Genomic DNA, 23142 nt, shown 5'->3' with positions numbered 1-23142 from the left:
GGCCCCTCCAAAGAACCTTCGCTCCTGGATCGCCATCACTTTTGCGTCCCAAAAAAGCCACCGAGTTTGGCGAGTGCGATCACACTTTCTCGCAGGGTAGGTGGTTTGGACGGGAGTGTTTTCGTTTTGTTGGCCACACGGTAAAGAACCTTCCATTCCTCGTCACCCATGAACGAAGTACATGGAGCGTCAGGCTTTTGCCGAACGAGATAGGTCATCTGTTGGAGTTGTACAGCGATTATGGAATAGAACAGGATGAGTTTACGCAATCGTTCACCGTCACGCTCCTGTAATTTTTCGATCTCGCAACCACTTTTTAAAATGTAATGGAACCGCTCAATTTTCCAACGTTGGACGTACCATGCCACTTTTTCACGAGCATCGTCTACCGTAGCCACGGTAAGATTCGTGAGCAGAAACCATTCAATCGGTGTTTCGCCTTCCAGCGGTGTGGTTTCCAACGCATGAATCAGGGTGCAGGGAAGAGGCGAATACGCAGCCCCTTTTTGTTTCAGGTGTGCCGGTACATGTACCGTATCCGTCAGAAAACGAATCTCCAGCGTCGTATCCCGAGCGGCTTCACTACTTCGCGTATCTCGCGGGAGGGAAACGGTAATCTGCCCGGAGGAAGGCTGTTTACGCACTTCGTCCTGCATGAAAAGTCCTTCTGCTTCGGTGATCCGATTTTGCATGGATCTTACGACATAGGACTGTTCATCAACATGCAAGTGGTATAAAAATTCAAAGAAATCGGCTTCCCGGTCCCCTATGTGAATGAGCTTCATATCTGCTGGGAGGCCGAGCACACTGGCTTTTGCGGCCTCAGTCCACTTGTAGCTTTCCTTCTGTTCGTAAGGGCGGCTGACCTTCCGTTCCGCTTTGAGCGCCAGATCCCGTGCCCAAATTTTTTGATGTAAGAGGCCAAGCGGGAGGCCGGACGGGGTAAGCACCAATGCGGAATGCGCAAGCAAGCCTTTGGTTTGCTTGCGATTGTAGGCGCCAAGTCCTGGCGTTTTTTCTCGATTACCGTATTTAATTTCAGTGGTATCCTGGACGCACAAAAACACGGACTCTTCCGTTTGTTTCATCTGACGTAGCGTCTCTGTCCGATACGATTCCAGCACGTTTTCCTCGGTCAACTGCGGATTCTGTAATAAACGGTAGATGGCTTTCGCTTCCGCTGCATTCTTACTGGCTTCAGCAATGGATGCCTCTGGATGACTAAACAACGTCTGCATCGTTCGGATGAACCGATTTAACGTTCTTCCACATCGGATGCGCATATTTCGAAAGAATTGAAAATTTGGTTGGAGTAAAGAGGAAGTTAATCGTGTTGTGGACATGCTTAATCGCCTACCCTTAGTTTCGTTTCCTCTCATCATACCGTCTTCATTTCGGTTTGAACACTTTTAGCTATATTCCATTTTTCTGGAAGCATTGTGGGTCAAGCTTAGCTCTGTAATTCGTTAGATCTCAGCTCTGGGCAAATGGGTGCGGATAGCGTGTCTCAGGTTCATTCGAACAAAATAACGCTAACAAGGGATGCCCCTGTCATATTCATGACGTATGGGACATCCCCTAGCGTTAATGGTTTATTTATATAAAATCAGATATGAAAATTACACAGATCGCTTCGTTCTACCGAATAAAAAGTTTCATCAAGGTATTAAAAATCGGATTCACAATATAACCTGTCGGATGGATCGAATACCTTTTTCCCGAGTTCAGACGACTGATTTTTTCCATGTCCTCAGCGGATAGCTCAAAATCAAAGATTTCACTATTCTCTCTGATCCGCTTTGGATTGGATGATTTGGGAATCAGGATGACGCCCCGTTCCAGGTGCCAACGCAAAATCACTTGAGCCACTGTCTTACGATGATGATCAGCGATTTCCTTCAATACCGGATGCTGTAATAATACTTGATTCCCCTGACCTAACGGACCCCACGCCTCATGCAAAATCTGATGTTGATCCATATACGCACGCAGTTCGTTCTGTGGAAATTCCGGGTGTGTTTCGATCTGGTTGATCATCGGCAAGATTTTTGCATGCTTCCTTAATTCTTCCAGATGCTGAATCTCAAAATTCGCGACCCCAATGACTCTGATCTTACCTTCCTCATATAGTTCCTCCATGGCTTTCCACGTTTCGATATACTTTGGCGAGGCAAAATGGATTAAATACATGTCGAGGTAATCAACACCCAGCTTGTTTATCGTTTTCTGAAAAGCTTTCTTGGTCGCTTCATAGCCATGATCTGTATTCCAGACTTTCGACGTGATAAAGAATTGCTCGCGCGGAATCTGACTATGCCGGATCTCTGCTCCCAGCGCTTTCTCATTCCCATAGATTCGGGCAGTATCAAAATGTCGGTAGCCAACCTGAATAGCCTCGCGAGTCGCTGTTGTAAATTCTGCTTCTTTCGTTATTTTGTAAACTCCAAAACCCAGTTGGGGAATGGGAACTCCATTTCTGGCTTCAACCACTTTAGTATGCAAATTCATTTTAACTGCTCCTCTCAAAAAAACAAGATATACTTGATATATATTATATCTAGTTAAAGCCAAAAAAAGAGGTTAACCCTTTCTTTCTTTATGAAACAGATCGGTTAACCGTATGTCTTTTAAATAATTCTGCATGGCGATCTCCGCGCCATCAAGATGATGAATGACCTTTTGTTTCACGTCGTCCACGTCTTGTCCCTGGAGTGTTACATCAGTATGAATTTTAAACAAGTCTTTGCCGGGTTCAACCGCCAGGAATACATCCAACATCGTGATTTCCGATAAAGGCTGAGCAAGCAATATGCCGCCCTTGGCACCTTCTTTGGCAATTGTCAGTTTGGCGTTATTCAGATTGCGAATGACTTTTACCGTCGTAGGAACCGGAATATTTAGCTGCTCCGATATCAACTTGGTGGACAAATAATTTGAACAGTTCTCCTCGGATAGAGCGTGAATATAGAGCAGAATCGAGATTCCCTGTGATAAGGCTGTAGAGTATGCCATTGCATTCATCCTAACTATTTCTTTTCTAAATATACTATATATCTTTTATGTTTAGTTGACAACTATCAGCCTATTCCCACTCAAGAAGAACTCCGCTTCCCCTTGTTCGATGTATCTATACACATGATCGTGGTCTATCCATTCCCCTGCCAAAGAAAATGATCCCGTCATTCTTGCCGCGCTTACGAATGGCGAAATGTTATTCATCCATGGCTCATACACATGTATTCCTCCCAACTGCCTTCTGACTGATCCGGGTTATATATTGGTAAACACTTTATCGAAGCCTGCTTTGGACTTGGCAAACAATTCACTTGAATCAAGGGTTGGCGTTGGTGCCAGCACCTCTTGAGATACGACGCCCGTGTAACCAATCGCCTTCAGGTTCTTCAAGAAACCTTGCAGATCGATTACTCCTTCGCCTGGGTATAACCGCTCATGATCCAGCAATTCTTCAATAGGCAGATCATAAGCATCATTGATATGAACATGGACAATCTGTTCCTTCTTAAGATCCAACACCTCTTCGATCTTTAATCCATTTGTATGCCAATGATAGGAATCCATCAATAAACCTACATTCGGAGCATGAATTGTTTCGATCCAGTCAAGCGTATCCTCCACACTCCAAATAAATGGATTCTTCCATTGAGTGCGCAGATGATGGCAACCCACAAACTCCAGGCCTAGTCGAATTCCATAGGCATCCAGAATATCTGCACACAATCTCAATCGTTTGGTAGCTGCCGCCATAAATGATGCTGCTGGCTGATCCGTGGAAGGTAAAATATAGGTGCAACAGCTGTAACAGTTCAACGAAGCGGAGGCTTCTGCCATTTGAACCAGCGATTGAAGTCCTTCACGAAACTGTTCATCTGTGGTTCTCCAGTCCACGGTCAGACCGGATGAACCGATGATCACCTGATTGCTTTCCAACAGCAGTATGGCCTGTTCCTTACCAACCTCTTCAATCAATGAGAGCGGATTCAAATCTACAGACTGAAATCTGTATTTTGCAGCATTCGTGATATATTGTTCATTGGACTCGATGTTCCCTAAGCCTGCACTTGTTAACCCTCTAATCATCCCAATCTCCTCCTAGGACCAGTCAAACAGTACTCCGTTATACTGGTCTTTATTCAATCTCAGACCCTCGTAAGCTTCTTGCGCTTGATCCGGCTTCATCACATGACTGATCAATGGTTCGATATGCAGCTTGTACTTTAACATCAGTTCAAACACAATGTTCGAATTTCTCACCAGAGAATGCTTAACGAATTCGTTCGGCTCAACCGGGAAGCGTCATTCACTACACCGGCTCCATTCGTTATGGCATCTATCTTTACTTTTATTTTATCTTCTCCGCCATGAAGCGTATAGTCAACCCCACTCTTTTTAACTACAATATAAGACTTTTCATTCGCATTGTATTTGATTGCAAAACCGATTTTTTATCTAAAACAACGAATTTAAAACCCTTGTAAGCGAATCCAGCATAAACGTAAAAAGACTCACAAGATCCAATGATCTGTGAGCCTCATATTCAATCCTATTCAGTCGTAGTCTGATACAATGCGGTATACCCATTAGAAGATGGGATACTTCAGGGATATCCAGCTGTCATTGAAACCAGATTGGCCGCATGGTTCCTTTTTGCTAATTTCACAGCTACACTTGTCACTTCTCAACCGCAAACTACGGCTGCAACCCATGAACCTCAAACTCATAGATTCGGGCTGCCGTATCGCCGCCCTGCGTAGGTCTAAGCACATTCAGTTTCACATAACGAGCCTTGACCAGTGAAATTGCATCCGAGGTTTCGGCTGCGGTATTCCCCTGTACATGAACTACATCGGACCAATTCACGCCATCAGCACTGACCTGGATCGAATAGTCGTTCGTATTAAAACCAGACCACTCCCCACCACTCTCCGCATGTTTGATGACAAAACCACTGATCTGATGTTCTTTGCCAAGATCAACTTGCAGCCAATGCGGCTGGTTACCCAGTGCGCACCACTTGCTGTTGCCAGTCACCTTGCCATCGATCGCCTTCTCTGCACCTTCCGCGGATCCACAGGCGTGGTCAGCTGTCGCCTTTTTGCCCAGAGCGACATTTTGGATTCCAGAAGCAGCCTTGCTGACGGTAATCAGCGACTCCTTCGTCACCGTATCCTGCCCCGAGCTGTTGGAAGTTGTAAGCGTCACATTGTACGTGCCTTCCTTGTCATACATTACCACTGGATTTTGCTCCGTGCTGACAGCCGGACTGCCATTATCAAAAGTCCATGACCAGCCTTCCGTCACCTCGGAAGAAAGATCAATGAAATGCACTTGCTGACCCGGTGTGACAAGTGTTGCATCGGCCTTGAATCCTGCTTCCGGCTTCGGATACGCTGGCCACTGGATGGTCACGCTGGTAGACTGGCCGCGCTCATACTTCGCATTCACTGCCACGACTTTCAGTACAGTCGCCTGTTCCGCGTTGATTCTCTTCATCTCAGGCACATAGAACACGTTATTGGCTGTCGCACCCACCCAAGTCTCTTTGCCGTGGGGCAGTACACGGTAAATCTCATATTGTTGAACTTCCTCGTTCAACGCGTTCCATTGCAACCTTGCATCACCGTAAATACCGCGGCGGAAGTCGGATTGGGTGACATTCAATGCTTGAACGGCCTCAAGAGGGTTCGATGGATCACTGTTCTTGTGGATAGATAGCTGCCCAATATGGATGTTATAATCCGATACGGTTTCTGTACTGTCAAAATACAAAGACAATGCCGCAATCTGCTTTCCTTGGTAAGGCGTCAGATTGATCGTGTCTGTCGTCCAGTCGGTTGCCTTCTCGTTCTTCACATCCAGAAAGACGAACTGGTCCGGCTGGTCTGCAAAAGCAAGGCCAACCTTCATACCCGGCTTGCTCTGTGTCTTGTACGTGATCGACAGCTTGGCAGCTGGCTCAATCTTCAGATCGGTTTGATACAGCTTCAGATGGGTGGCATTTGCCGAACTTAGCGTACCCGCTACCTTCAGGGAACTGCCACCATAATAGGCATCCGACCAATCGAGAGAAGGCTTGAGCGCCGTGCCTTTACTTTCTGCTAACCAGCGCCATGTCGGAAGTACGTCCTGCAAACTTCGATTATTCCATCCAGTCTCCCGCACTTGTGTGCCATCCACATAGAATTTCTCGCCACTACCCGTGTTGAAGTTGGTCGTGAATGGCAGTTGGTCCACCGGCGATGATTCAACCACATTGTTCGCAATCCCTTTCCAGGACTGGCTTGTCGCCGTATTGGCTGGGTTGCCGTTCTGCCCTACCCAGAATTTATTTTCACGGGCAAAGAAATCGATCATGCTGTCCGCGCTGTTGTACGACCAATCCGGCCGATAAATGCCGAGGGAAGTCACTGCTGGTTTCCCCTCAGGAAACAGCAGATTCCATTTCAGACTGGTATCGTATCCTTTCGCTTCCACATCGATGCCTGCGAACAGTTCAAATGGTGATCTGCCCAGACTCTTGGCTTTGGCCGCAGAACTGCCAAGATCATTCCACCAGAAATTCAGGAACATGCTGTCTGATACCTTGCTCCCGTTATCCTGCAGGAACATCGCGTTCCGGTCCGTCAGCGCATTCTGCCAGGAAATATTGCCTTCCTTTGTCATGGAATCATACCAGATGATCTCCATACCCCCGGGCTTTTGATCCTGAAGATAACGGAGGAATGCCTTCATTAACTGTGCATCAGTGGCTGTTCCACCTTCAGTCTCCTGGTTGATAAACCAGCCGTCAAAACCGTAGTACTCCGCTACCTCAATCAGTTTATCCGCAGCCGGGAAGGAGCCGTCGCTATTCTGCTGAAGCATTTGCTTCACCCACTCATATTTGCCACCGTATACGGATGGCGGGAAGAACACTGTGCCCATAATGGGCACTCCGTTCCGGTGTGCCGCATCAATCGTGTCGGCGCTTGGTGGCACAATAATACCTTCTCCCGCCGAGCCACCCCAATATACGAGCTTGTCGACATACTGCCAGTAAGAGAACGTATTTGCGAAAAATGTATCCGAGCCCTGTGATGGAACACCGCTGGTTCCCTTATTCAACGCAGACAAGGCCATGACTTTGGGATCTTTCGTTGCGTTCGGGTTAACTGCCTCTCCTGTGAATCGGCTCTGGAGCGGAATGGTACTCCGGTTGAAGGCCGCATCCGGGTCGGAAGCTGGATTCCAGTTAAGCAATTGTTCAGGCAGCCAATAGGATGAATAAGGTTGTTTTGCCAAGGCCGCCGAGGAAAGAACAGCGCATACCAATATTACAAATAGGAGACTCGCACCAAGCTTTTTCATGCCATACCCTCCAATCCAATTTTGGCAATCCAATCAGGGTAAAAAGAAACGCCCGTCAACCGGACAGACGTTTCCATGTCTTCTTTATTTCAGGTTTACTTTGGATTTGCAGCTTTCCATTCATCGTATTGCTTTTGCGCTTCTGCAATCACTTTATCCAGACCTGCCGCTTTCAACTTCTCGATCGCTTTCGGCAGATGCTCATCCGGGTCAACAGCTCCCGTCATGATCGATGGGTAGAATTCCTTCACGATGGCGGAGATGGAAGCCACTTCCGTCTTCACCGAATCAGGATTGAAGTTGAAGCCAAAGCTTGGAGCAACCTTCGCGGAATTGTTGAATTCCTTGAACGCTTCCCACTTATCGGCTGGATCTTCCTTGTGCATGTAGGTCAGGAACAGATTACCTAGGGCAAAACCAGGCATCTGGAACCCGTCCTTCATCGCTGGCAGATCCTCAATGACATTATCCGATACCTTTTTGTAATGTGTACCCTCAATGCCGTAGTTGATCAGGTTACGCAGATATGGATCGGTATTGAGCAAGTTCAGGAACATCATGGCCCGTTCCGGGTTCTTGGAGTTCGCCGAGATTGCATGCATAGCGCCTGTTGCTGAGCCAGTGAAAATAACCGGATCCTGCATCGGTGTAGTCACGATCTCATAGCCCGCACTTCTGGACCATCCCAGTTCAGCGTACGGCTGTGTCTGTTCACGGTCAACAAACCATTTGCCTGTTTTGATGTTGTCGATGCCCTCCAGTGTCGCTACATCCTTGCGCAGATAACCAGCCTGATAGTATTTACGGATGGTTTTCAACGAGCTTTTCAGCTCTTCGGATTCCAGCATATTAACGTATTTACCGGTGTCACCATTCATGTTGATACCAACCGGGAATTCGTCACCCAACAGGAAGTCGAACGCCAGATAAGGCTTAAAGCCCTTCGGAACAGCCAGCGGAGTAATGTCGGCCGGTTCATTGTCCTTGATTTGCTGCAGGTAAGGCTCCAGATCCTCTAATGTACGAATCTTGGTGATGTCCATGTTGTATTTATCAACGTACTGCTTATTGAAGCGCCATACCCATTGCGAAGCCAACTCTTTGTTAACCGGCACGGAATAGTTTTGGCCATCGATCTGCGATCCTGTGAGGAATCGTGGATCAAGCTGCTCTTTAATGCCCTGACCATACTTATCCAACAGATCATTGATTGGCAAGAATGCTCCTCTGGTCGCATTTGGCAGATAGTCATAAGCCCAAGAAGAGGTGAAAGCGATATCATAATTTTCGCCCGAAGCGGTAATGACTGGCATCCGTTTAGAATAATCACCCCAGTCAATCATCGTGATGTCGACGGTTGCATTTATTTTCTCCATTAAGTATTTGTTCATTTCTTCCTGCACCATTGGCAGATCGCGCTGTGGACCACCAATCATATATACCTTGAGCTTCACCGTATCCTTATCGCCTGGTTCACCCCCGGATACCGTATTCCCGCTTGTATCATTGGTATTACTACCACCGCAGCCTGCTAGAACAGTAGAAAAAGCAAGCAGTAAAGTAACCATGAGCAGAGCGATTTTTCTTGTCTTCATGTGTATCCCCCTTATCAATGTTATTGTTACTGCCCTTGGAGGGCAGGCACAACCAAACTTATTCTTTGACCGAACCGATGGTCAGGCCTTGTATAAAATACTTTTGGAAAAACGGATACGCCAGCGCAACCGGCAGTGTAGCCAAGACAACCATCGCCATGCGGACGGTCTCCGTTGGCAGTGTCGAGGCAATGTCGTAGGACACAACCCGGCTGCTGTTTTGCACAACAAAATCCATATTGTTCTGTATTCGAATCAGTAATGTCTGGAGTGGAATCAACTTCGCATTGTCGATATAGAGCAACGCATTGAACCAGTCATTCCAGAATCCTAATGTACTGAACAATCCAATAGTCGCAATACCCGGCAACGAAATCGGCAGTACGATGCGCGTATAGATCCCGAATTCAGTAGCTCCGTCGATTTTGGCCGACTCAATAACCGCATCCGGCACGGTGGTCATGAAAAATGTACGCATAACGATAATGTAAAAAGCGTTCATGATCGACGGCAGGATCAGCGCCCAGATCGAATCCCGCAAGTGCAGCACCTGCGTAACCACAATGTAACTGGGAACGAGACCGCCGGAAAATAGCATGGTGAAGAAGGCCAAAAAGCTGAAAAACCGACGCTGTGCAAAATTTTTGCGCGAAATGGCATACGCATACGTGGTGACCAAATACAGTGTGAGCGCGGTACCGACAACCGTCACCGTTAAGGTAACCCCAAACGATTGGGCCATCTGCTGCCCGGATTCCATAAGGAATCGATAGGCATCCAACGTCCAGACTTCAGGGAATAACTTAAATCCATTGATCGCCAGCGTCTTCTCATCGGTAAATGAGATGATAACGATGAACAGAAACGGAAAGATACAAGATAAGGCAAACAGACCGATAGCTATATTAAAAATCACATTGGATAATGGCGAAATGGCATTCAGATCTCTCGATTTCTTTCCGGTCCTCTTCGCATGGGCTGATGCCCGCTTTACCGGTTCGCTTAAATTACTCATGGACAGCACCCCCTTGCCGCAAGCCTAGAATACGGCATAATCCTTTTCAATTTTACGCACAGCATAGTTTGCCAGCAGGACAAGAATCAAACCAACAACCGATTGATACAATCCTGTAGCTGTACTCATTCCTGTATCACCCATAATGGTCAAGCCGCGGTATACAAACGTGTCGATGACATTGGTGACCGGATACAGCGCACCAGAGTCCCGCGGAACCTGATAGAACAGTCCAAAGTCGGAACGGAAGATCCCGCCGATCGCCAGAATGGTGAGGATGATCATTAGTGGTCTGAGCAGTGGCAGCGTAATGTACCGGATCTGTTTCCACTTCGTAGCGCCGTCGATCATCGCTGCCTCATAATAAGAACGGTCGATACCTGCAATTGCCGCCAGATACACTACACTGCCATAACCTGCACCTTTCCACAGGCCGAGCAGAATGAGAAAATACGGCCAATACCCTGTCTCACTGTACCAACTGACCGGATCTCCACCAAAATAGGTAATGATCTGGTTGAACACACCCTTTTCCACACTCAGAAACGAGAAGACGAAATAACTGACAATAACCCATGACAGGAAATAAGGCATAAACATCGCGGTCTGGTAAATCTTCGCCAGCCGTTTGTTCAGCAGTTCGTTCATGATGATCGCAAGTGTCACCGCAAGCACCAACCCCAGAAAGATCAGACCCAGGTTATACAGAATGGTATTACGTGTGATGATATAGGCGTCACTGGTGGAGAACAGAAACTCAAAGTTTTTGAACCCGACCCATTCGCTTTTTAGAACGCTTTCAAGAAATCCGCCCGGATGAATCCGGAAGTCCTTAAAAGCAATAATCGTTCCGAACATTGGTAAATAGGCAAAAATGATAAACCAAGCTGCTCCCGGCAGTACCAGCAGAAGAAACGCCTTGTTCTTCATCAGACTTTTGAAGATGTCCTGCACGGCTGTCCCTCCTTATGATCTCGTTCATTATCGCTTTAGCTGCATCCAGCATTAATCCCCTATAATCAACACTGGACCTTAGCTCTTTTGTTGCTTTGGATTTCCTCGTTCACTCCTACCTTCATTATGCAAGCGCTACCAATTTTGAGATAGTTGAAAAAACCAATAAATTGATGGATTAATCAAAGATCGTGCATTCATTGCATAACAAAAAAGACACCCCCACATGCGGAGTGTCTTCATTCAGCCGGAGCGCCCGGCTTACTTTTTCATGTAGATCGAGCGCAGCTCCGTAGGCGAAACGCCAGCATATTTCTTAAACTGTCTGTAAAAATAAGTGGAGTCCCAATAACCCACCTCGCCCGCTATTTCTGCCGTTTTTTTATCCGAATATAACAGCAAATGGGTAGCACGCTCGATCCGGTACTGGTTCACATAATCAGAAAAAGTGGTACCGACCTCTTGCTGGAACAATTGGCCAAGGTAGTTCGGATGAAGCTCCAGCCTCTGACTGAGCGTCTTAAGTGAAAGCTCATCCTGATAGTGATTTTTCACCACCTCCAGCACAGCCATGATATGCGGGCTATACGTTTTCTCAGCGGTATGATATGTATCCAGCGTGCGATGAACAACCTTTCTGACCAATTGTTTCAGTTTGTTGAGCGTATGAATTCTGGACAGTGGCCCGAAAATATCTCCATAGTCCGGCGTTTTCTCCAGTTCCTTGGCGGCCAGCATAAGCTGGATCGCAGAATTGAAGAACGGTGTTCTCGCAAGGCAGAGTTCCTTCCCCTCAACATTGAAGAATTCGTCGATGAACCGGTCCACCTCAGTAACTTCCCCATCCCGCAGCAGCTTGTGGAACTGCTCCATCGCTGGCCCAGGTTTCTTCTGATGCTGATTCGTAGCTTCTTCTTCGTTCTCTACTTGCATGATGAAGGTATTACAATCCATAAACAAATGATTCTTAAGCCACAGCTTTACGGACTTGCAGCTCTTCGGAAAACCCAGATATGTCGACTCGGATTGACCGATAATTCCCCATACACGTGCATCTGTGTCCTCGGTAACCGCTTGCTTCATCCTGGTGAGTGCCTGAATCTGCCATTCATCATTACCTTCCGTACCGGCTGAAACGAACAGCAGCATGATGTCTCCCTCCTGATCGGGAAAACAGATGATACCGCAGCCATCCGGGAGGTCTTTGTTCCCGATCTGCTCACACTGCTCAGTAATTCCAGGCAGATACATCTGGGGATCATCCCCCTGGTCATCTCCTACAATCCGTAGAGAAGCCGCACAATATGTGGACTTGTTCATGGGAATCTCAAGCAGCTGCGCACGCTCACGGAATTCTTTGGCGTCAATGGTTTCGTTCGCCCACCGCTGCAAAATATTGTTGCGCAGAATTCTCCAGCTCTGATCCATTTGAATCTGGCGCATCTCTTCATGCTCCCAATCCCGCTGCATATGCTTGATGGTCGCTTCCAGTTCCTCCATATTGACTGGTTTGAGAAGGTAGTTCTCGACCCCCAGCGAGATGCCTTCCCGCACATATTGGAATTCTTCGTAACCGCTCAAAATAATGAATTTAGTATATGGATTACGCGCTTTAGTCTCCCGGATCAATTCAAGTCCGGTCATTTGCGGCATCATGATATCCGTAATAATCAGATCGACAGGCCCCCCGTCCATCATTGATAACGCTTCCAACCCATTGCAAGCCGTTCCGACAATCTCCATATTATTCTGATCCCAATCAATGATGGCTTGCATTCCTTTCACAATAAGCGGCTCATCATCGACCAACATTACACTTCTCATCCCGTTTCCTCCCTTGTAACTGGAATGCTGATGGTCACCTCACATCCTTCGCCCTCCACACTGTTCAGGTGCAGACCATAATTACTGCCGTAATTCAGACGTATGCGGTCGTGCACGTTCTTAAGACCCAAAGATCGGTCAGATGTCTCAGCAGCTTCATCGCCCTTATGCAACCCTTGTTGCAGTTCAAGCAATCTCTCCGCGGAAATCCCCTTTCCGTTATCCTTCACACGGATACGAATCACGCCGTTCTCTTCTTCGGCTGTGATGGAGATCCGATTATCATCATCGTACGTACGAAAACCATGCACAATGTAATTCTCAATAATCGGCTGGACCAGCAACTTGACGACCATGCTTCCCGCCGCTGCATTCTCGATATGGGTCTCCACGTGCAGCTTGTCCTCATATCGATATTGGACCAATGCCAGGTACATACCGCACAGCTCTATTTCCTCTGCCAAGGTTACATGTGTCTGCTTTTTGATCAAATGACGGAACATCGTGGCGAGAATATAAATCATCTGCCCAACATCCCTGGCTCCCAAACTGATGGCTTTCATGCGGATGCTTTCGAGCGTATTGTACAGAAAATGGGGATTGATCTGGGCTTGTAAAGCCACAAGCTGCGCGTTCTTTTGTTTGATCTCCGACACATATACCGTTTCTATGTAAGACTCCAGCCGATCACACATATGATTAAATCTCTGCGAAATCTGCTGCAGCTCATCTTCCCCCTCCATCTCAATACGTTTACTTAGATCACCCTCCTGCCAGCGACGCATGTAAAGCACGAGTCTGTGAATTTTTTTGGAATAACGGCGGATGATAGTGAACGTCACTGCGATGCTAACCATGATGCACAGAATCACAATTCCAATGAGGCTGAAACGAATCGCCTGAAGGCTCTGTTTGATGTGAGACTCCGGAATAATAGAAGCCACGACCATTCCTGTATTCCCGATATTCAGCAGCTGCACCTTGGAGCGCTCCTCCAGATCCACCCAATCCTCCGGCGAATTCATCTTCCCCCAGTAAGGGTAGACGGTGTTGTCAACCTTGCCCTGCGAATCGAAGATCACCTCACCTTCCCCGGTCATCAGCATGATCCGACTGTTCTTGCCGTCGAGTCTATCTCGAAGAAGCCCTTTGATACGGTCTGTATTCAGCTCAAACATAATTGCACCGTACTGCTTCAATGTGACGGAGTCCTTGAGCACATTCGCGTAGCTATACGGGGTAGGCTCATCAGCCATTTTCCCTTCGAAAAGCGGTTCGCTGCCCATGTACTGCCAAGGTGCATTCCTCAGCCGCTGGAACCAGCCCTGATGCCCTGCAGACAGCTTGGGATGATCGTAAAAGTGCTGGGTCTCCCGATTAAGAACATAGAAGAAATCCTGATCCGTGCTGTATAACACGACATTTGCAATCGAAGCCTCATCCTTTAACAGCAGACGTAATTGATAATCGAAGTTCCCTCGCTCCGTACGGTAGCTGTAAGCGTATTGATTCAGGCGCCAATTGAGAAAATCCTCGTATTCATGAGTCAAAAAATACTTCAGATCATCGCCGATCATGGCGTCGGTATAAATCTGCTGCACGGCGTTATACAGCCGTTCGTACTGCTGATTCAGGTTGATACTGACAATATCCAGCTCCTGCAAACTCGCATCCATTTGTTCCTGTACCACTCGCTGTTCATAATAGCGGTAGGCCAATACCGCGATGCTGATGAACAACAGGACCATGACCATGGAATAAAACAGTAAGATTTTGTTGAACATTTTTTTCTTCAAGTAGTTCTTATACATGGTTCGTATCCTGGACATTCGCGCCTGAACACCTCCTCCAGACCCATTTCCAACTCAGTGTATCACCGTTTGGTTAAATTCGACAATCACCAGTGCACAGGACCAGCAATCCATATTTTAGTTTGTCAAAAGCGAATGGAAGCGCTATAATGGGCGCATTCCCCTATAAAGTTATGTCATACATACTCGCTTTGGATGCTCTCAATATATGAATCACTCCCCGATAAAATGAACTGGGGGTTTTTAACGATGTTTCTTACTGAAAACAAACTACACGCACGTATTCATGAATTATCCGAGCTCCGTTACCGGGATCGTTTGCCTTTAAATCATTTTCTCGCCTGCGAAGACCGCAGGGAAGAGATCAACCCGGTCCTTCCGGCAGATGATAGCCATTGGAAGCCTATGTATACAGGAGAAAGTTGGTCCGGTCGAGATCTTTATTTGTGGCTGCGTACAAAAGTCGAGTTCCCTTCCTCTTGGAAAGATAAACGGATTGTCGGACGGTTTGATTTTGGCGATACCGGGGGTGGAAACAATTCCGGCTTTGAATCCCTGTTCTACTGGGATGGCAAGCCGTATCAAGGCGTAGATTCCAACCACAAGGAAGTGTTCTTTCCAGCCTCTGCCGCAGGAAGTACCAACGAGCTGGTCTTCCGTTTATGGTCCGGTCTGGAAGGTGGCGGTCAGCCCCGCAACCAGACGCATACGTTCAGACAAGCAGAACTGTGCTGGCTGGATGAAGCTGTTGATGATCTTGTATTTACAGGGACAGCGATTCTGGAAACGGTCAATATTTTGGATGCCCATGCACCGGAACGCACAAAGCTTATTCATGCGCTCCAGAAGTCCTTCCGCCTGATCGACTGGTCGCAGCCTAAGTCCGATGTCTTCTATTCTTCTGTGCATGAGGCAAGGGATGACCTAAGCTCCCGATTGAATGCGATGGACAAGGCCTCTGATGTGACCGTTACTTGTATCGGCCATACTCATATTGACGTTGCCTGGCTGTGGCGGTTGAAGCATACGCGCGAGAAATGCGCCCGCTCCTTCTCTACGGTCATGCGCCTGATGGAGATGTTCCCGGAGTATGTTTTCCTTCAGACACAACCCCAATTGTACGAATATGTGAAAGAGGACTACCCGGAACTGTACGAATCCATCAAGGAACGTGTCGCTGAAGGTCGCTGGGAAGCGGGCGGCGGCATGTGGCTGGAGGCTGACTGCAACCTGACCTCGGGCGAATCCCTGGTCCGGCAATTGCTGATTGGCACTCGTTTTCTCAAAGAAGAGTTTGGGACGGATTGCCGATATCTCTGGTTGCCCGATGTATTCGGCTACAGCTGGTCACTGCCGCAAATTCTGAAAAAATCCGGTATTCATACGTTCATGACGACTAAAATCAGCTGGAATCAATACAACCGCATGCCATTTGATACATTCCACTGGCGCGGAATTGACGGCTCAGAGGTACTGACCCACTTCATTACTACGCCCGAGCCTTGGTCCGAGCCGGGTTCATGGTTCTATACCTATAACGGGAAAATCATTCCGAAGACGGTCAAAGGCATCTGGGATGCCTACCGTGATAAGGAGATGAACCAGGATCTGCTGTTGTCGTACGGATACGGGGACGGCGGAGGCGGCGTTAACCGTGAAATGCTGGAGATGAGACGGCGGTTGGATCAACTGCCCGGACTGCCCAAGGTCAAGACAGGACGCGCAGATGATTATTTTGAAAAGCTGCAGGAGACGGTGGAGAAAACCGATTCGTACATCCATACATGGGATGGAGAACTGTATCTGGAGTATCACCGCGGAACCTATACCAGTCAGGCGTACAACAAACGGATGAACCGCAAGCTTGAGCTGGCTTACCGCGAAGCGGAATGGCTGAATGCATTGCAAAGTATCGTGCAAAATGACTGGAATCTGTATCAAGCGAAGTCCCTGACTGCGGGTTGGAAAATCATTTTGCGCAACCAGTTCCATGACATCATTCCCGGTTCCTCCATCACAGAGGTGTATGAGGATAGCCGAGTTGAATATGCAGAAGCTGAACAGATTGGCAGTCACGTAGACTCGCAGGCTCGGATGGCTATCGCTGGTAGCGGAGAATCTCCGTATACGTACACCATTTGGAATTCCTCCCCATGGGGAGTTACAGAAATCGTGAGCATTCCTGCGGCATCAGGCGAATTGGAAACGGGAACTTGGCTGAGTGATTCCGGTGAAATCCTGAACGCTCAATACCAGGATGCATGTTGGTCCGTCGAGGTGAAGGATATTCCTTCGCTGGGGTATACCACAATTCACTTTCAGCGCAGTAAGCTAAACGATATCCCTGAGCATTCTTCATTCATCCACTCCGCCAATGGGATCGAGACACCGTTCTATCTGCTCGAGTGGAATGAGCATGGGCAATTGACCCGCCTTTACGATAAAGAGTCACACCGTGAGGTGCTTGCCAAAGGCGGTAAAGGCAATGTGCTTCAGGTGTTCGAAGACAAACCGCTTGCTCACGAGGCATGGGATATTGATATCTTCTACCAAGAAGAAATGCGAGAGATTACGAAATGCACCAGCATTGAAGTCGTAGAGACCGGACCACTTCAGGCCGTGATCCGCTTTGCTTGGGAATACCTTGGCTCCACCATTACGCAGAACATGACTGTATATACCGGGCAGAGACGAATCGATTACGCCACTGAGGTGGATTGGCATGAACAGCAGCAACTGCTGAAAGTTGCCTTTCCTGTCGGTATCCGCTCTACTGAAGCCACCTATGATATTCAGTTCGGTAACGTGAAACGGCCCACGCACTGGAACACAAGTTGGGACTGGGCGCGTTTCGAATCCGTTGGCCATCAATGGGCTGATCTGTCCGACAGAGGTTATGGTGTCAGTTTGCTGAATGATTCCAAATACGGGTATGACATTAAAGATAACGTCATGCGGCTGACCCTGATCAAGAGCGCTACGCACCCTGATCCACATGCCGATCAGGGGCTGCACAGCTTCACCTATGCTCTTCTTCCGCATCAGGGAGATTGGCTCGTTGGCGGAACCGTGCAACAGGCCTGGCTTCTGAATGCTCCAGCTCGATATACACAGGGCGTATCAGAGCAGCCAAGTCGCTCCATGTTCACCTTGTCCGGCAGCACAGCTATGATCTCGGCAGTCAAGAAGGCGGAGGATTCCGAGCGTGTCATCGTACGCATTCATGATTATTCAGGCAGCATGAATACGCTTGAACTGACAAGCGATCTACGGATTCACGCGTGGAGAGAATGCAATCTTATGGAAGTACCGGAGGGTGAAATCCTGTATGATACACCGATAACCTTTGCTATTGAACCTTATGAAATCAAGACGTTTGAAATTGATCTGAGAATATAATCCTATAACTGCAACAGCTTAACCGAAGAAACCAGCAAGTCCCCAGATGATGGGTGACATGCTGGTTTCTTCGTGTCGATCGTTAGGATAGGGGCTTTCTGGATCGCATTTAAAGCATTATGAACTGGAAGCAAGTTCGATGTACCATCATTGTGATTTTATTTATTTTACCGTCTCCAATGTATATCGATTGCGTGGAATCTCAAGACCCAGATTACCGCGCAGTGTCTCATGCTCATACTCGGTACGTAACAGGCCGCGCTTTCAGCGCCTGATCAATACTCACCAGTTCGGCAATTTCCTGATACTTCTGCTCCGCCTCTTCCTCCGTTCTGCTCACAATGGGACCGATGCCCGGGAAGATCAGCATATTTAATGATTAGCGCATTAAGCACCGGATAGACCGCAAAGTTCAATAGACCCATTCAAGAATTAAATGAATGAGTCTATCTTATCGGCGATACGTCGTATTTAATTATTGTCCTAACTGTGATTGATACTCGTATTCGAATACATGTTTCATAATAGCCAATTCCATATTTTTCAATTCAATGATTTTATCAAGCATGACATCATACTTTTTGTATACACCCTGCTCCATGATGAATTGATTCATATACATGACCAGATTACGGAGTTTTAAAGCTTCGCTAACCAGCTCTTCCAACCTTATTTTTATCGAAGGATCGGGGAGAAAGTCAAGTATGGCTTGAGCAAGCAGTTGTTTATGTTCATAGAGCAGGTGAAAAGGATGTATAGCAAACGGCTGATTTTGCATCCCTTCCTTCTGCATCCCCAGCATATCAATCATCTTATCGTATATTTCACTTCCAAGATAACGGTGATCCTTTCTCAGAATACTGCGAACTTGATTAGTCTCTCCTACGTATTCTTTCAAGATATTCATTAGATCCTCTTTGGAAAACTGGAGAACCGTTTCATAATAATATTCACTTGGTTCCTTATACTCATCTGTCTTTTCAATGGCCCATATTCCGTTTAGGTAATCAGTAGACCATTCAGCATCGAAATTCGAATCTTGAATAACAGTGATCTCATCATAGGGAAGCCATTTCTCACCGTAGAATCCATCCCAAAAATCATGGCACAAAAACTCTTTACGATCCGAATCAAATCCAGAGATGAATACCTCATGTTTACCACCGCCAGGAATATTTCTCAGGAAATAAATATAATTATTCTTTTGAATTAGTTCCACTATAAAATCTTGCAGTTCCCACTGTTTTAAAATCATATCTCTATCGTACACCCTTGTAATTAACATGGGGCATGTCGACATTTTGAATTTGTGCCAAGGATAATATTGTGAACAGACGTCCAATCCATAGCCCCCTTCATCATTGTGATGCAGGATGACCAATAGAAAATTATGATAAATCCAGCTACGTGAACGCTTGTCCAAATCCAGCATGGAAAAGAGACTCGCGTGATGTGGGTAGGTAGTCATTAAAGGCTCGTTCATTTGCAATTTTTTAATCATGACTGATCTCCAATCCTGAGCAATTTATTAAGCTATGCTTCTCCAGTTCATGAATGGCTTCCAGTTTGCTTGTGAATTTTCTCCACTGATTATGTGTCATATTCTCCCGATATACCGCCTTCGCCAGCACATTACGTAACTCACTCCAATGATCCTGTATTGCCTGAGCAGCAGAAACAAGATCGGTATGATGTTCATATAACCGTTGCATACGATAGGTTTCGACCTTTTTGGCATTCACAATGTCTACAATGGATTGGAGAACAAGTTCAGCATAGGCCATATCAGGTGAATCTTCTTCATTGAACTGATACATCTTCTGTATGAAGGACCACAGTTGACTCATTTCCTGATTAATCTCTCCCGGTGTAACGCGCACATGATCAATAAAGATGTCTCGCAGTTCTCCCAGCATGATATTGTTTCTTGTTTGTGAGACAGTCTCACAAGCTGAAAATGCGTAGAACGTGGGTACTTCTTCTTCCTCCATGAAAAGTCGTACGAATCCTTCGTAAGCTTGTACAATATCATTCATAGGCATCTCCATCGGTTGATACGTGAGATTGTCCCGGTGATCATGTTCTATTACATGGAAGACTTGCCTCTGAAGATCATACCCATAGATTAATAAGGAATGAGGCCAGTGGGTACGTAAATACATGTCTTTGCGCAAGGACTCGTAATAACAGTCCACTCGGATAATTACTGGGCGGTTAAACTTTACCGCTTCTATAATCTCTTTTCGAACATCCTCGCTGTAGGTCTTCGTTTCATAAGTTATCCCCATACGTTCAATTAGCTGGGCATCTGATAATACAGCTTGATACTCTAATCGGAGTATCCCCTGATGTTCATCGAATCTATAGTGCATTCGGTCGTTGATCATCACAGGCAGTACACCAATAGAATAGAGGTTTAATACGGGAAAGAGTGAATTATAGAAGCAGTTTTTGTAGAAGACATCATTAAACGGCTCTATTCCTGCGATGATAACTATTGGCCTATGGGAATGATGTAAGATAAGATGATCCGCTTCCGCTGTTGCCCCGACTTCTTCGATAAATTGCTCCATTGCTCCATCTGTCTCTGGCATATCCTGCTCTTCAAGAAGGATCTCTTTTTCAGAGTTATGCTCATCCGCTTCATACCCCTTGTTTCGAAGCACTTCAGCCAGTGATGCAATAGTCTCATGCCGCATCACTTCATCAGCAGTAAGCGGAATACTCTGCCTCTCCATATTGGCCTCAAGTTTGATGACATTTAGTGAATGCCCTCCAATTTCGAAGAAGCGGGCATGAACGTCAATCTCTTTCAATTGCAACAGATCCGACCACAATTCGGCGAGCACCTGCTCTAATGCATTGCGTGGAAGTGTAATATCTGTCCCTTCTTCTTGTAAGAGCAAAGGATCTGGAAGAGCTTTTCGGTCCAACTTCCCATTGGCCGTATATGGCATATGATCCAACATGGTGTATCTGGAGGGCAGCATATATTCAGGCAACTCTGTCAGCAAAAAAGATCGCAATTGCTCCTGATTGAGACTTTGGCTCTCCGTTACTGTGTAGTAGGCACATAACAGGGACTGCCCATCCTGATCTGACCGAACTGTGACCGCAGCAGCCGAGATAGCCGGGTACTGGAGCAACCTGTTCTCGATCTCCCCGAGTTCGATCCGATAACCACGTATTTTCACTTGAAAATCGGAACGACCCAGATACTCCAGATCTCCATTAGCATTGAGACGTGCGAGATCTCCTGTTTTATACATATAAGCGCCTTCATGAAAAGGATCTTTTACAAACCTCTCGGCCGTAAGCTCAGGTCTGTTCCAATAACCTCTGGCTACTCCATCTCCTGCGATGCATAATTCTCCCGTTGCTCCGATTGGCATATGCCGCTTCCGCTTATCCAGAATATAAATACGGGTATTGGCAATCGGATAACCAATCGAAATTGTCGAGGTAGGCGAAAGTTCCTTAATGCTCGACCATATTGTTGTTTCTGTGGGGCCATACATATTGTAGATGCGGGCAGAGGTCATCCCCGCGACCTCCTCATACAAGGCATACGGTAGAGCTTCCCCTCCGATCATCAATATTTGAATCACGCTCCATACCGGTGAATCTACTGTAAGCCCAATCTGAAGCATCCGCAGTCGAGAAGGAGTTATTTGTATTAATTCAATGTTGAGAGTAACAATTAGATGCGCAATACGGCTTGGACTTAACTGATCCTCCTCTACCGCCATTATCAGTGTTAACCCGTTAGCGAGTGCCCCGAGCGTCTCCAGTACAAAGATATCAAAGGAGAATGTTGTGAGGGCGAGAATTCGTTTGCCAGCTTCAAAAGGAATGCTGCGGGATACACCTTCCACAAAGTTTCTTAGTGCCAGATGTTCAATCATGACCCCTTTTGGCCTGCCTGTAGATCCTGAAGTATATATCAAATAAGCCAACTGCTCCGACGAAACAACTGGCAGTGAGATATGTTGGTCATCCCATTCTTCCATGTGAGAAATATCGATTATTTGGCCTGTGTATATGAGTGAGCCGATCAGATCGGGCTTCGTTAGCAAAATCGCAGCCTGGCTATCCTCCAACATGAACTGCAAACGATTATTTGCATATGTGGGGTCCATCGGCATGTAAGCAGCCCCCGCCTTAAGTACACCCAGCATAGCCAAGAGCATGTCTTCCGATCGGGTTAACAGAATTCCTACAATAGCACCTGATCTTACTCCCTGAGCTAACAGGTATTTCGCAAGTTGATCTGATTTGCAATCCAAGCTTCGATAGGTAAGAATATGATCTCCGCAGATCACTGCGGGAATATCCGGCTGTTGCGCAGACCAAGACTGGATCATCTGGATGATTGAACGAGCTTCTGGAAAACGTATCTCCGTATCATTCAGATGTTGAATAACCTGGTCTTCCTTAAACGAGAGCATCTTTATATGATGTAATCCCTCATCTGGATGGGCTGTACACATCGAGAGCACATGCATCACATGGTCTACGATCTGTTCAATGGTTTCTCGAGAATATAATGCGGCATTGTAATTCATGCGTAACGCCAGCCCCACTTTAGACATTTGAAGTGAAAACACCATATCGCCTAGGGGGCCTGTTTCCTGTATATTCTCCTGCATATTGTCCATTCGAACCACAGTGGCCACCCTTGACAAGTCTGTCCCCTCATGACCAAGCAATTCAAGAATTTTCTCCAGCGAAAGATGGTTAAACTTTTTGGCTGTACCCACAAGGGTCCTGAGCTGAAGAACGAGTTCCTTAAAAGAACACTCTTCACCGAAATTGATGCGAATAGCACGTAGTTGACTTGAATTTGCTGCACCTGACGAAGCGGGAATACCCACAGTTATATCGTCATTGTCCAGGTAACGGTGTAACACGTATGTAACACCTGCCAGAAGAAGAATAAATGCCCCTGCTTCGGTGTTCCCGGAAATGCGAAAGATTTGTTCTGAAATAGGTTGAGGAAATGCAAATTGCATCTCCTCAAACACTTGCTCACCCCATGTTCCCCTCGTTTTTTCACTAGGGAACATGCTGAATTGAAGGTCCCCCGATAGATGGTTTAGCCAATATTGCTTCTCCTCTTCGAACTTTCGGCTCGATAATAGCAAATTTTGCATGAATGCACCTGGCTCTGCTGACAATT

At 46.8% G+C, this 23142-nt stretch carries 14 protein-coding genes and 1 pseudogene; 1 reads left to right on the top strand and 14 read right to left on the bottom strand.

Annotated features, from left to right (window positions below; genetic code table 11):
* Positions 1-35: 35 nt before the first annotated feature.
* The 11 genes from D829_RS0101010 to D829_RS0100955 all read right to left on the bottom strand — a co-directional run bounded on the left by D829_RS0101010 (position 36) and on the right by D829_RS0100955 (position 14582).
* Positions 36-1283 carry an IS4 family transposase gene (locus D829_RS0101010; protein ID WP_081594918.1) on the bottom strand — a complete coding sequence of 416 codons (1248 nt, stop codon included), beginning with the start codon at positions 1281-1283 and terminating at the stop codon, positions 36-38.
* 355 nt (positions 1284-1638) lie between these two features.
* Positions 1639-2508 carry an aldo/keto reductase gene (locus tag D829_RS0101005; protein WP_017686967.1) on the bottom strand — a complete coding sequence of 290 codons (870 nt, stop codon included), beginning with the start codon at positions 2506-2508 and terminating at the stop codon, positions 1639-1641.
* A 72-nt stretch (positions 2509-2580) separates the two neighbouring features.
* Complete coding sequence (locus tag D829_RS0101000; protein WP_017686966.1) at positions 2581-3012, bottom strand: Rrf2 family transcriptional regulator; 432 nt, start codon at positions 3010-3012, stop codon at positions 2581-2583.
* Positions 3013-3270: 258 nt separating this feature from the next.
* Positions 3271-4098: a sugar phosphate isomerase/epimerase gene (locus D829_RS0100990; protein WP_017686964.1), complete on the bottom strand. Its 828-nt coding sequence runs from the start codon at positions 4096-4098 to the stop codon at positions 3271-3273.
* 12 nt (positions 4099-4110) lie between these two features.
* Complete coding sequence (locus D829_RS32735; RefSeq protein WP_017686963.1) at positions 4111-4254, bottom strand: hypothetical protein; 144 nt, start codon at positions 4252-4254, stop codon at positions 4111-4113.
* A 453-nt stretch (positions 4255-4707) separates the two neighbouring features.
* Positions 4708-7365, bottom strand: a complete 2658-nt coding sequence (locus D829_RS0100980; RefSeq protein WP_017686962.1) for a discoidin domain-containing protein — start codon at positions 7363-7365, stop codon at positions 4708-4710.
* Between the two features lie 95 nt (positions 7366-7460).
* Entirely contained in the window at positions 7461-8960 is a 1500-nt protein-coding gene (locus D829_RS0100975; protein ID WP_017686961.1) for an ABC transporter substrate-binding protein, read from the bottom strand.
* Positions 8961-9018: 58 nt separating this feature from the next.
* Complete coding sequence (locus D829_RS0100970) at positions 9019-9975, bottom strand: carbohydrate ABC transporter permease (protein ID WP_017686960.1); 957 nt, start codon at positions 9973-9975, stop codon at positions 9019-9021.
* 24 nt (positions 9976-9999) lie between these two features.
* Entirely contained in the window at positions 10000-10905 is a 906-nt protein-coding gene (locus D829_RS0100965) for a sugar ABC transporter permease (protein WP_036660009.1), read from the bottom strand.
* 285 nt (positions 10906-11190) lie between these two features.
* Entirely contained in the window at positions 11191-12753 is a 1563-nt protein-coding gene (locus D829_RS0100960; protein ID WP_017686958.1) for a response regulator transcription factor, read from the bottom strand.
* Positions 12750-14582, bottom strand: coding sequence for a sensor histidine kinase (locus D829_RS0100955; RefSeq protein ID WP_017686957.1), 1833 nt, complete (start codon positions 14580-14582; stop codon positions 12750-12752). The genes D829_RS0100960 and D829_RS0100955 overlap by 4 nt, the downstream gene beginning before the upstream one ends.
* 231 nt (positions 14583-14813) lie before the next feature.
* On the opposite strand from D829_RS0100955, the gene D829_RS0100950 reads away from it, so the two are divergent.
* Positions 14814-17963: an alpha-mannosidase gene (locus D829_RS0100950; protein ID WP_017686956.1), complete on the top strand. Its 3150-nt coding sequence runs from the start codon at positions 14814-14816 to the stop codon at positions 17961-17963.
* A gap of 162 nt (positions 17964-18125) precedes the next feature.
* On the opposite strand, the pseudogene D829_RS32730 reads toward D829_RS0100950, so the two are convergent.
* From D829_RS32730 to D829_RS0100935, 3 genes and pseudogenes are all read right to left on the bottom strand, one after another.
* Positions 18126-18336 (bottom strand): annotated as a pseudogene (locus tag D829_RS32730) (hypothetical protein); the annotation flags it as partial.
* A 102-nt stretch (positions 18337-18438) separates the two neighbouring features.
* A complete protein-coding gene (locus tag D829_RS0100940; protein ID WP_017686954.1) occupies positions 18439-19464 on the bottom strand; it encodes a hypothetical protein in 1026 nt (341 codons plus the stop codon).
* The gene (locus D829_RS0100935; protein ID WP_017686953.1) at positions 19457-23140 is read right to left on the bottom strand and encodes a non-ribosomal peptide synthetase; all 3684 of its coding nucleotides are present in this window, start codon (positions 23138-23140) and stop codon (positions 19457-19459) included. The genes D829_RS0100940 and D829_RS0100935 overlap by 8 nt, the downstream gene beginning before the upstream one ends.
* Between the last annotated feature and the right edge of the window lie 2 nt (positions 23141-23142).

Source organism: Paenibacillus sp. PAMC 26794, assembly GCF_000316035.1.
Lineage (GTDB): Bacteria > Bacillota > Bacilli > Paenibacillales > Paenibacillaceae > Paenibacillus.
This window is presented reverse-complemented; position numbering and strand designations above follow the sequence as displayed.

Excerpts from the sequence above, each read along its gene's own strand:
- D829_RS0100990 (WP_017686964.1), bottom strand. The coding sequence starts at position 4,098 with ATGATTAGAGGGTTAACAAGTGCAGGCTTAGGGAACATCGAGTCCAAT.
- D829_RS0100980 (WP_017686962.1), bottom strand. The coding sequence starts at position 7,365 with ATGAAAAAGCTTGGTGCGAGTCTCCTATTTGTAATATTGGTATGCGCT.
- D829_RS0100970 (WP_017686960.1), bottom strand. The coding sequence starts at position 9,975 with ATGAGTAATTTAAGCGAACCGGTAAAGCGGGCATCAGCCCATGCGAAG.
- D829_RS0100975 (WP_017686961.1), bottom strand. The coding sequence starts at position 8,960 with ATGAAGACAAGAAAAATCGCTCTGCTCATGGTTACTTTACTGCTTGCT.
- D829_RS0101010 (WP_081594918.1), bottom strand. The coding sequence starts at position 1,283 with ATGCGCATCCGATGTGGAAGAACGTTAAATCGGTTCATCCGAACGATG.
- D829_RS0100960 (WP_017686958.1), bottom strand. The coding sequence starts at position 12,753 with ATGAGAAGTGTAATGTTGGTCGATGATGAGCCGCTTATTGTGAAAGGA.
- D829_RS0100950 (WP_017686956.1), top strand. The coding sequence starts at position 14,814 with ATGTTTCTTACTGAAAACAAACTACACGCACGTATTCATGAATTATCC.
- D829_RS0100965 (WP_036660009.1), bottom strand. The coding sequence starts at position 10,905 with ATGAAGAACAAGGCGTTTCTTCTGCTGGTACTGCCGGGAGCAGCTTGG.
- D829_RS0101000 (WP_017686966.1), bottom strand. The coding sequence starts at position 3,012 with ATGGCATACTCTACAGCCTTATCACAGGGAATCTCGATTCTGCTCTAT.
- D829_RS0100955 (WP_017686957.1), bottom strand. The coding sequence starts at position 14,582 with ATGTCCAGGATACGAACCATGTATAAGAACTACTTGAAGAAAAAAATG.
- D829_RS0100940 (WP_017686954.1), bottom strand. The coding sequence starts at position 19,464 with ATGATTAAAAAATTGCAAATGAACGAGCCTTTAATGACTACCTACCCA.
- D829_RS0101005 (WP_017686967.1), bottom strand. The coding sequence starts at position 2,508 with ATGAATTTGCATACTAAAGTGGTTGAAGCCAGAAATGGAGTTCCCATT.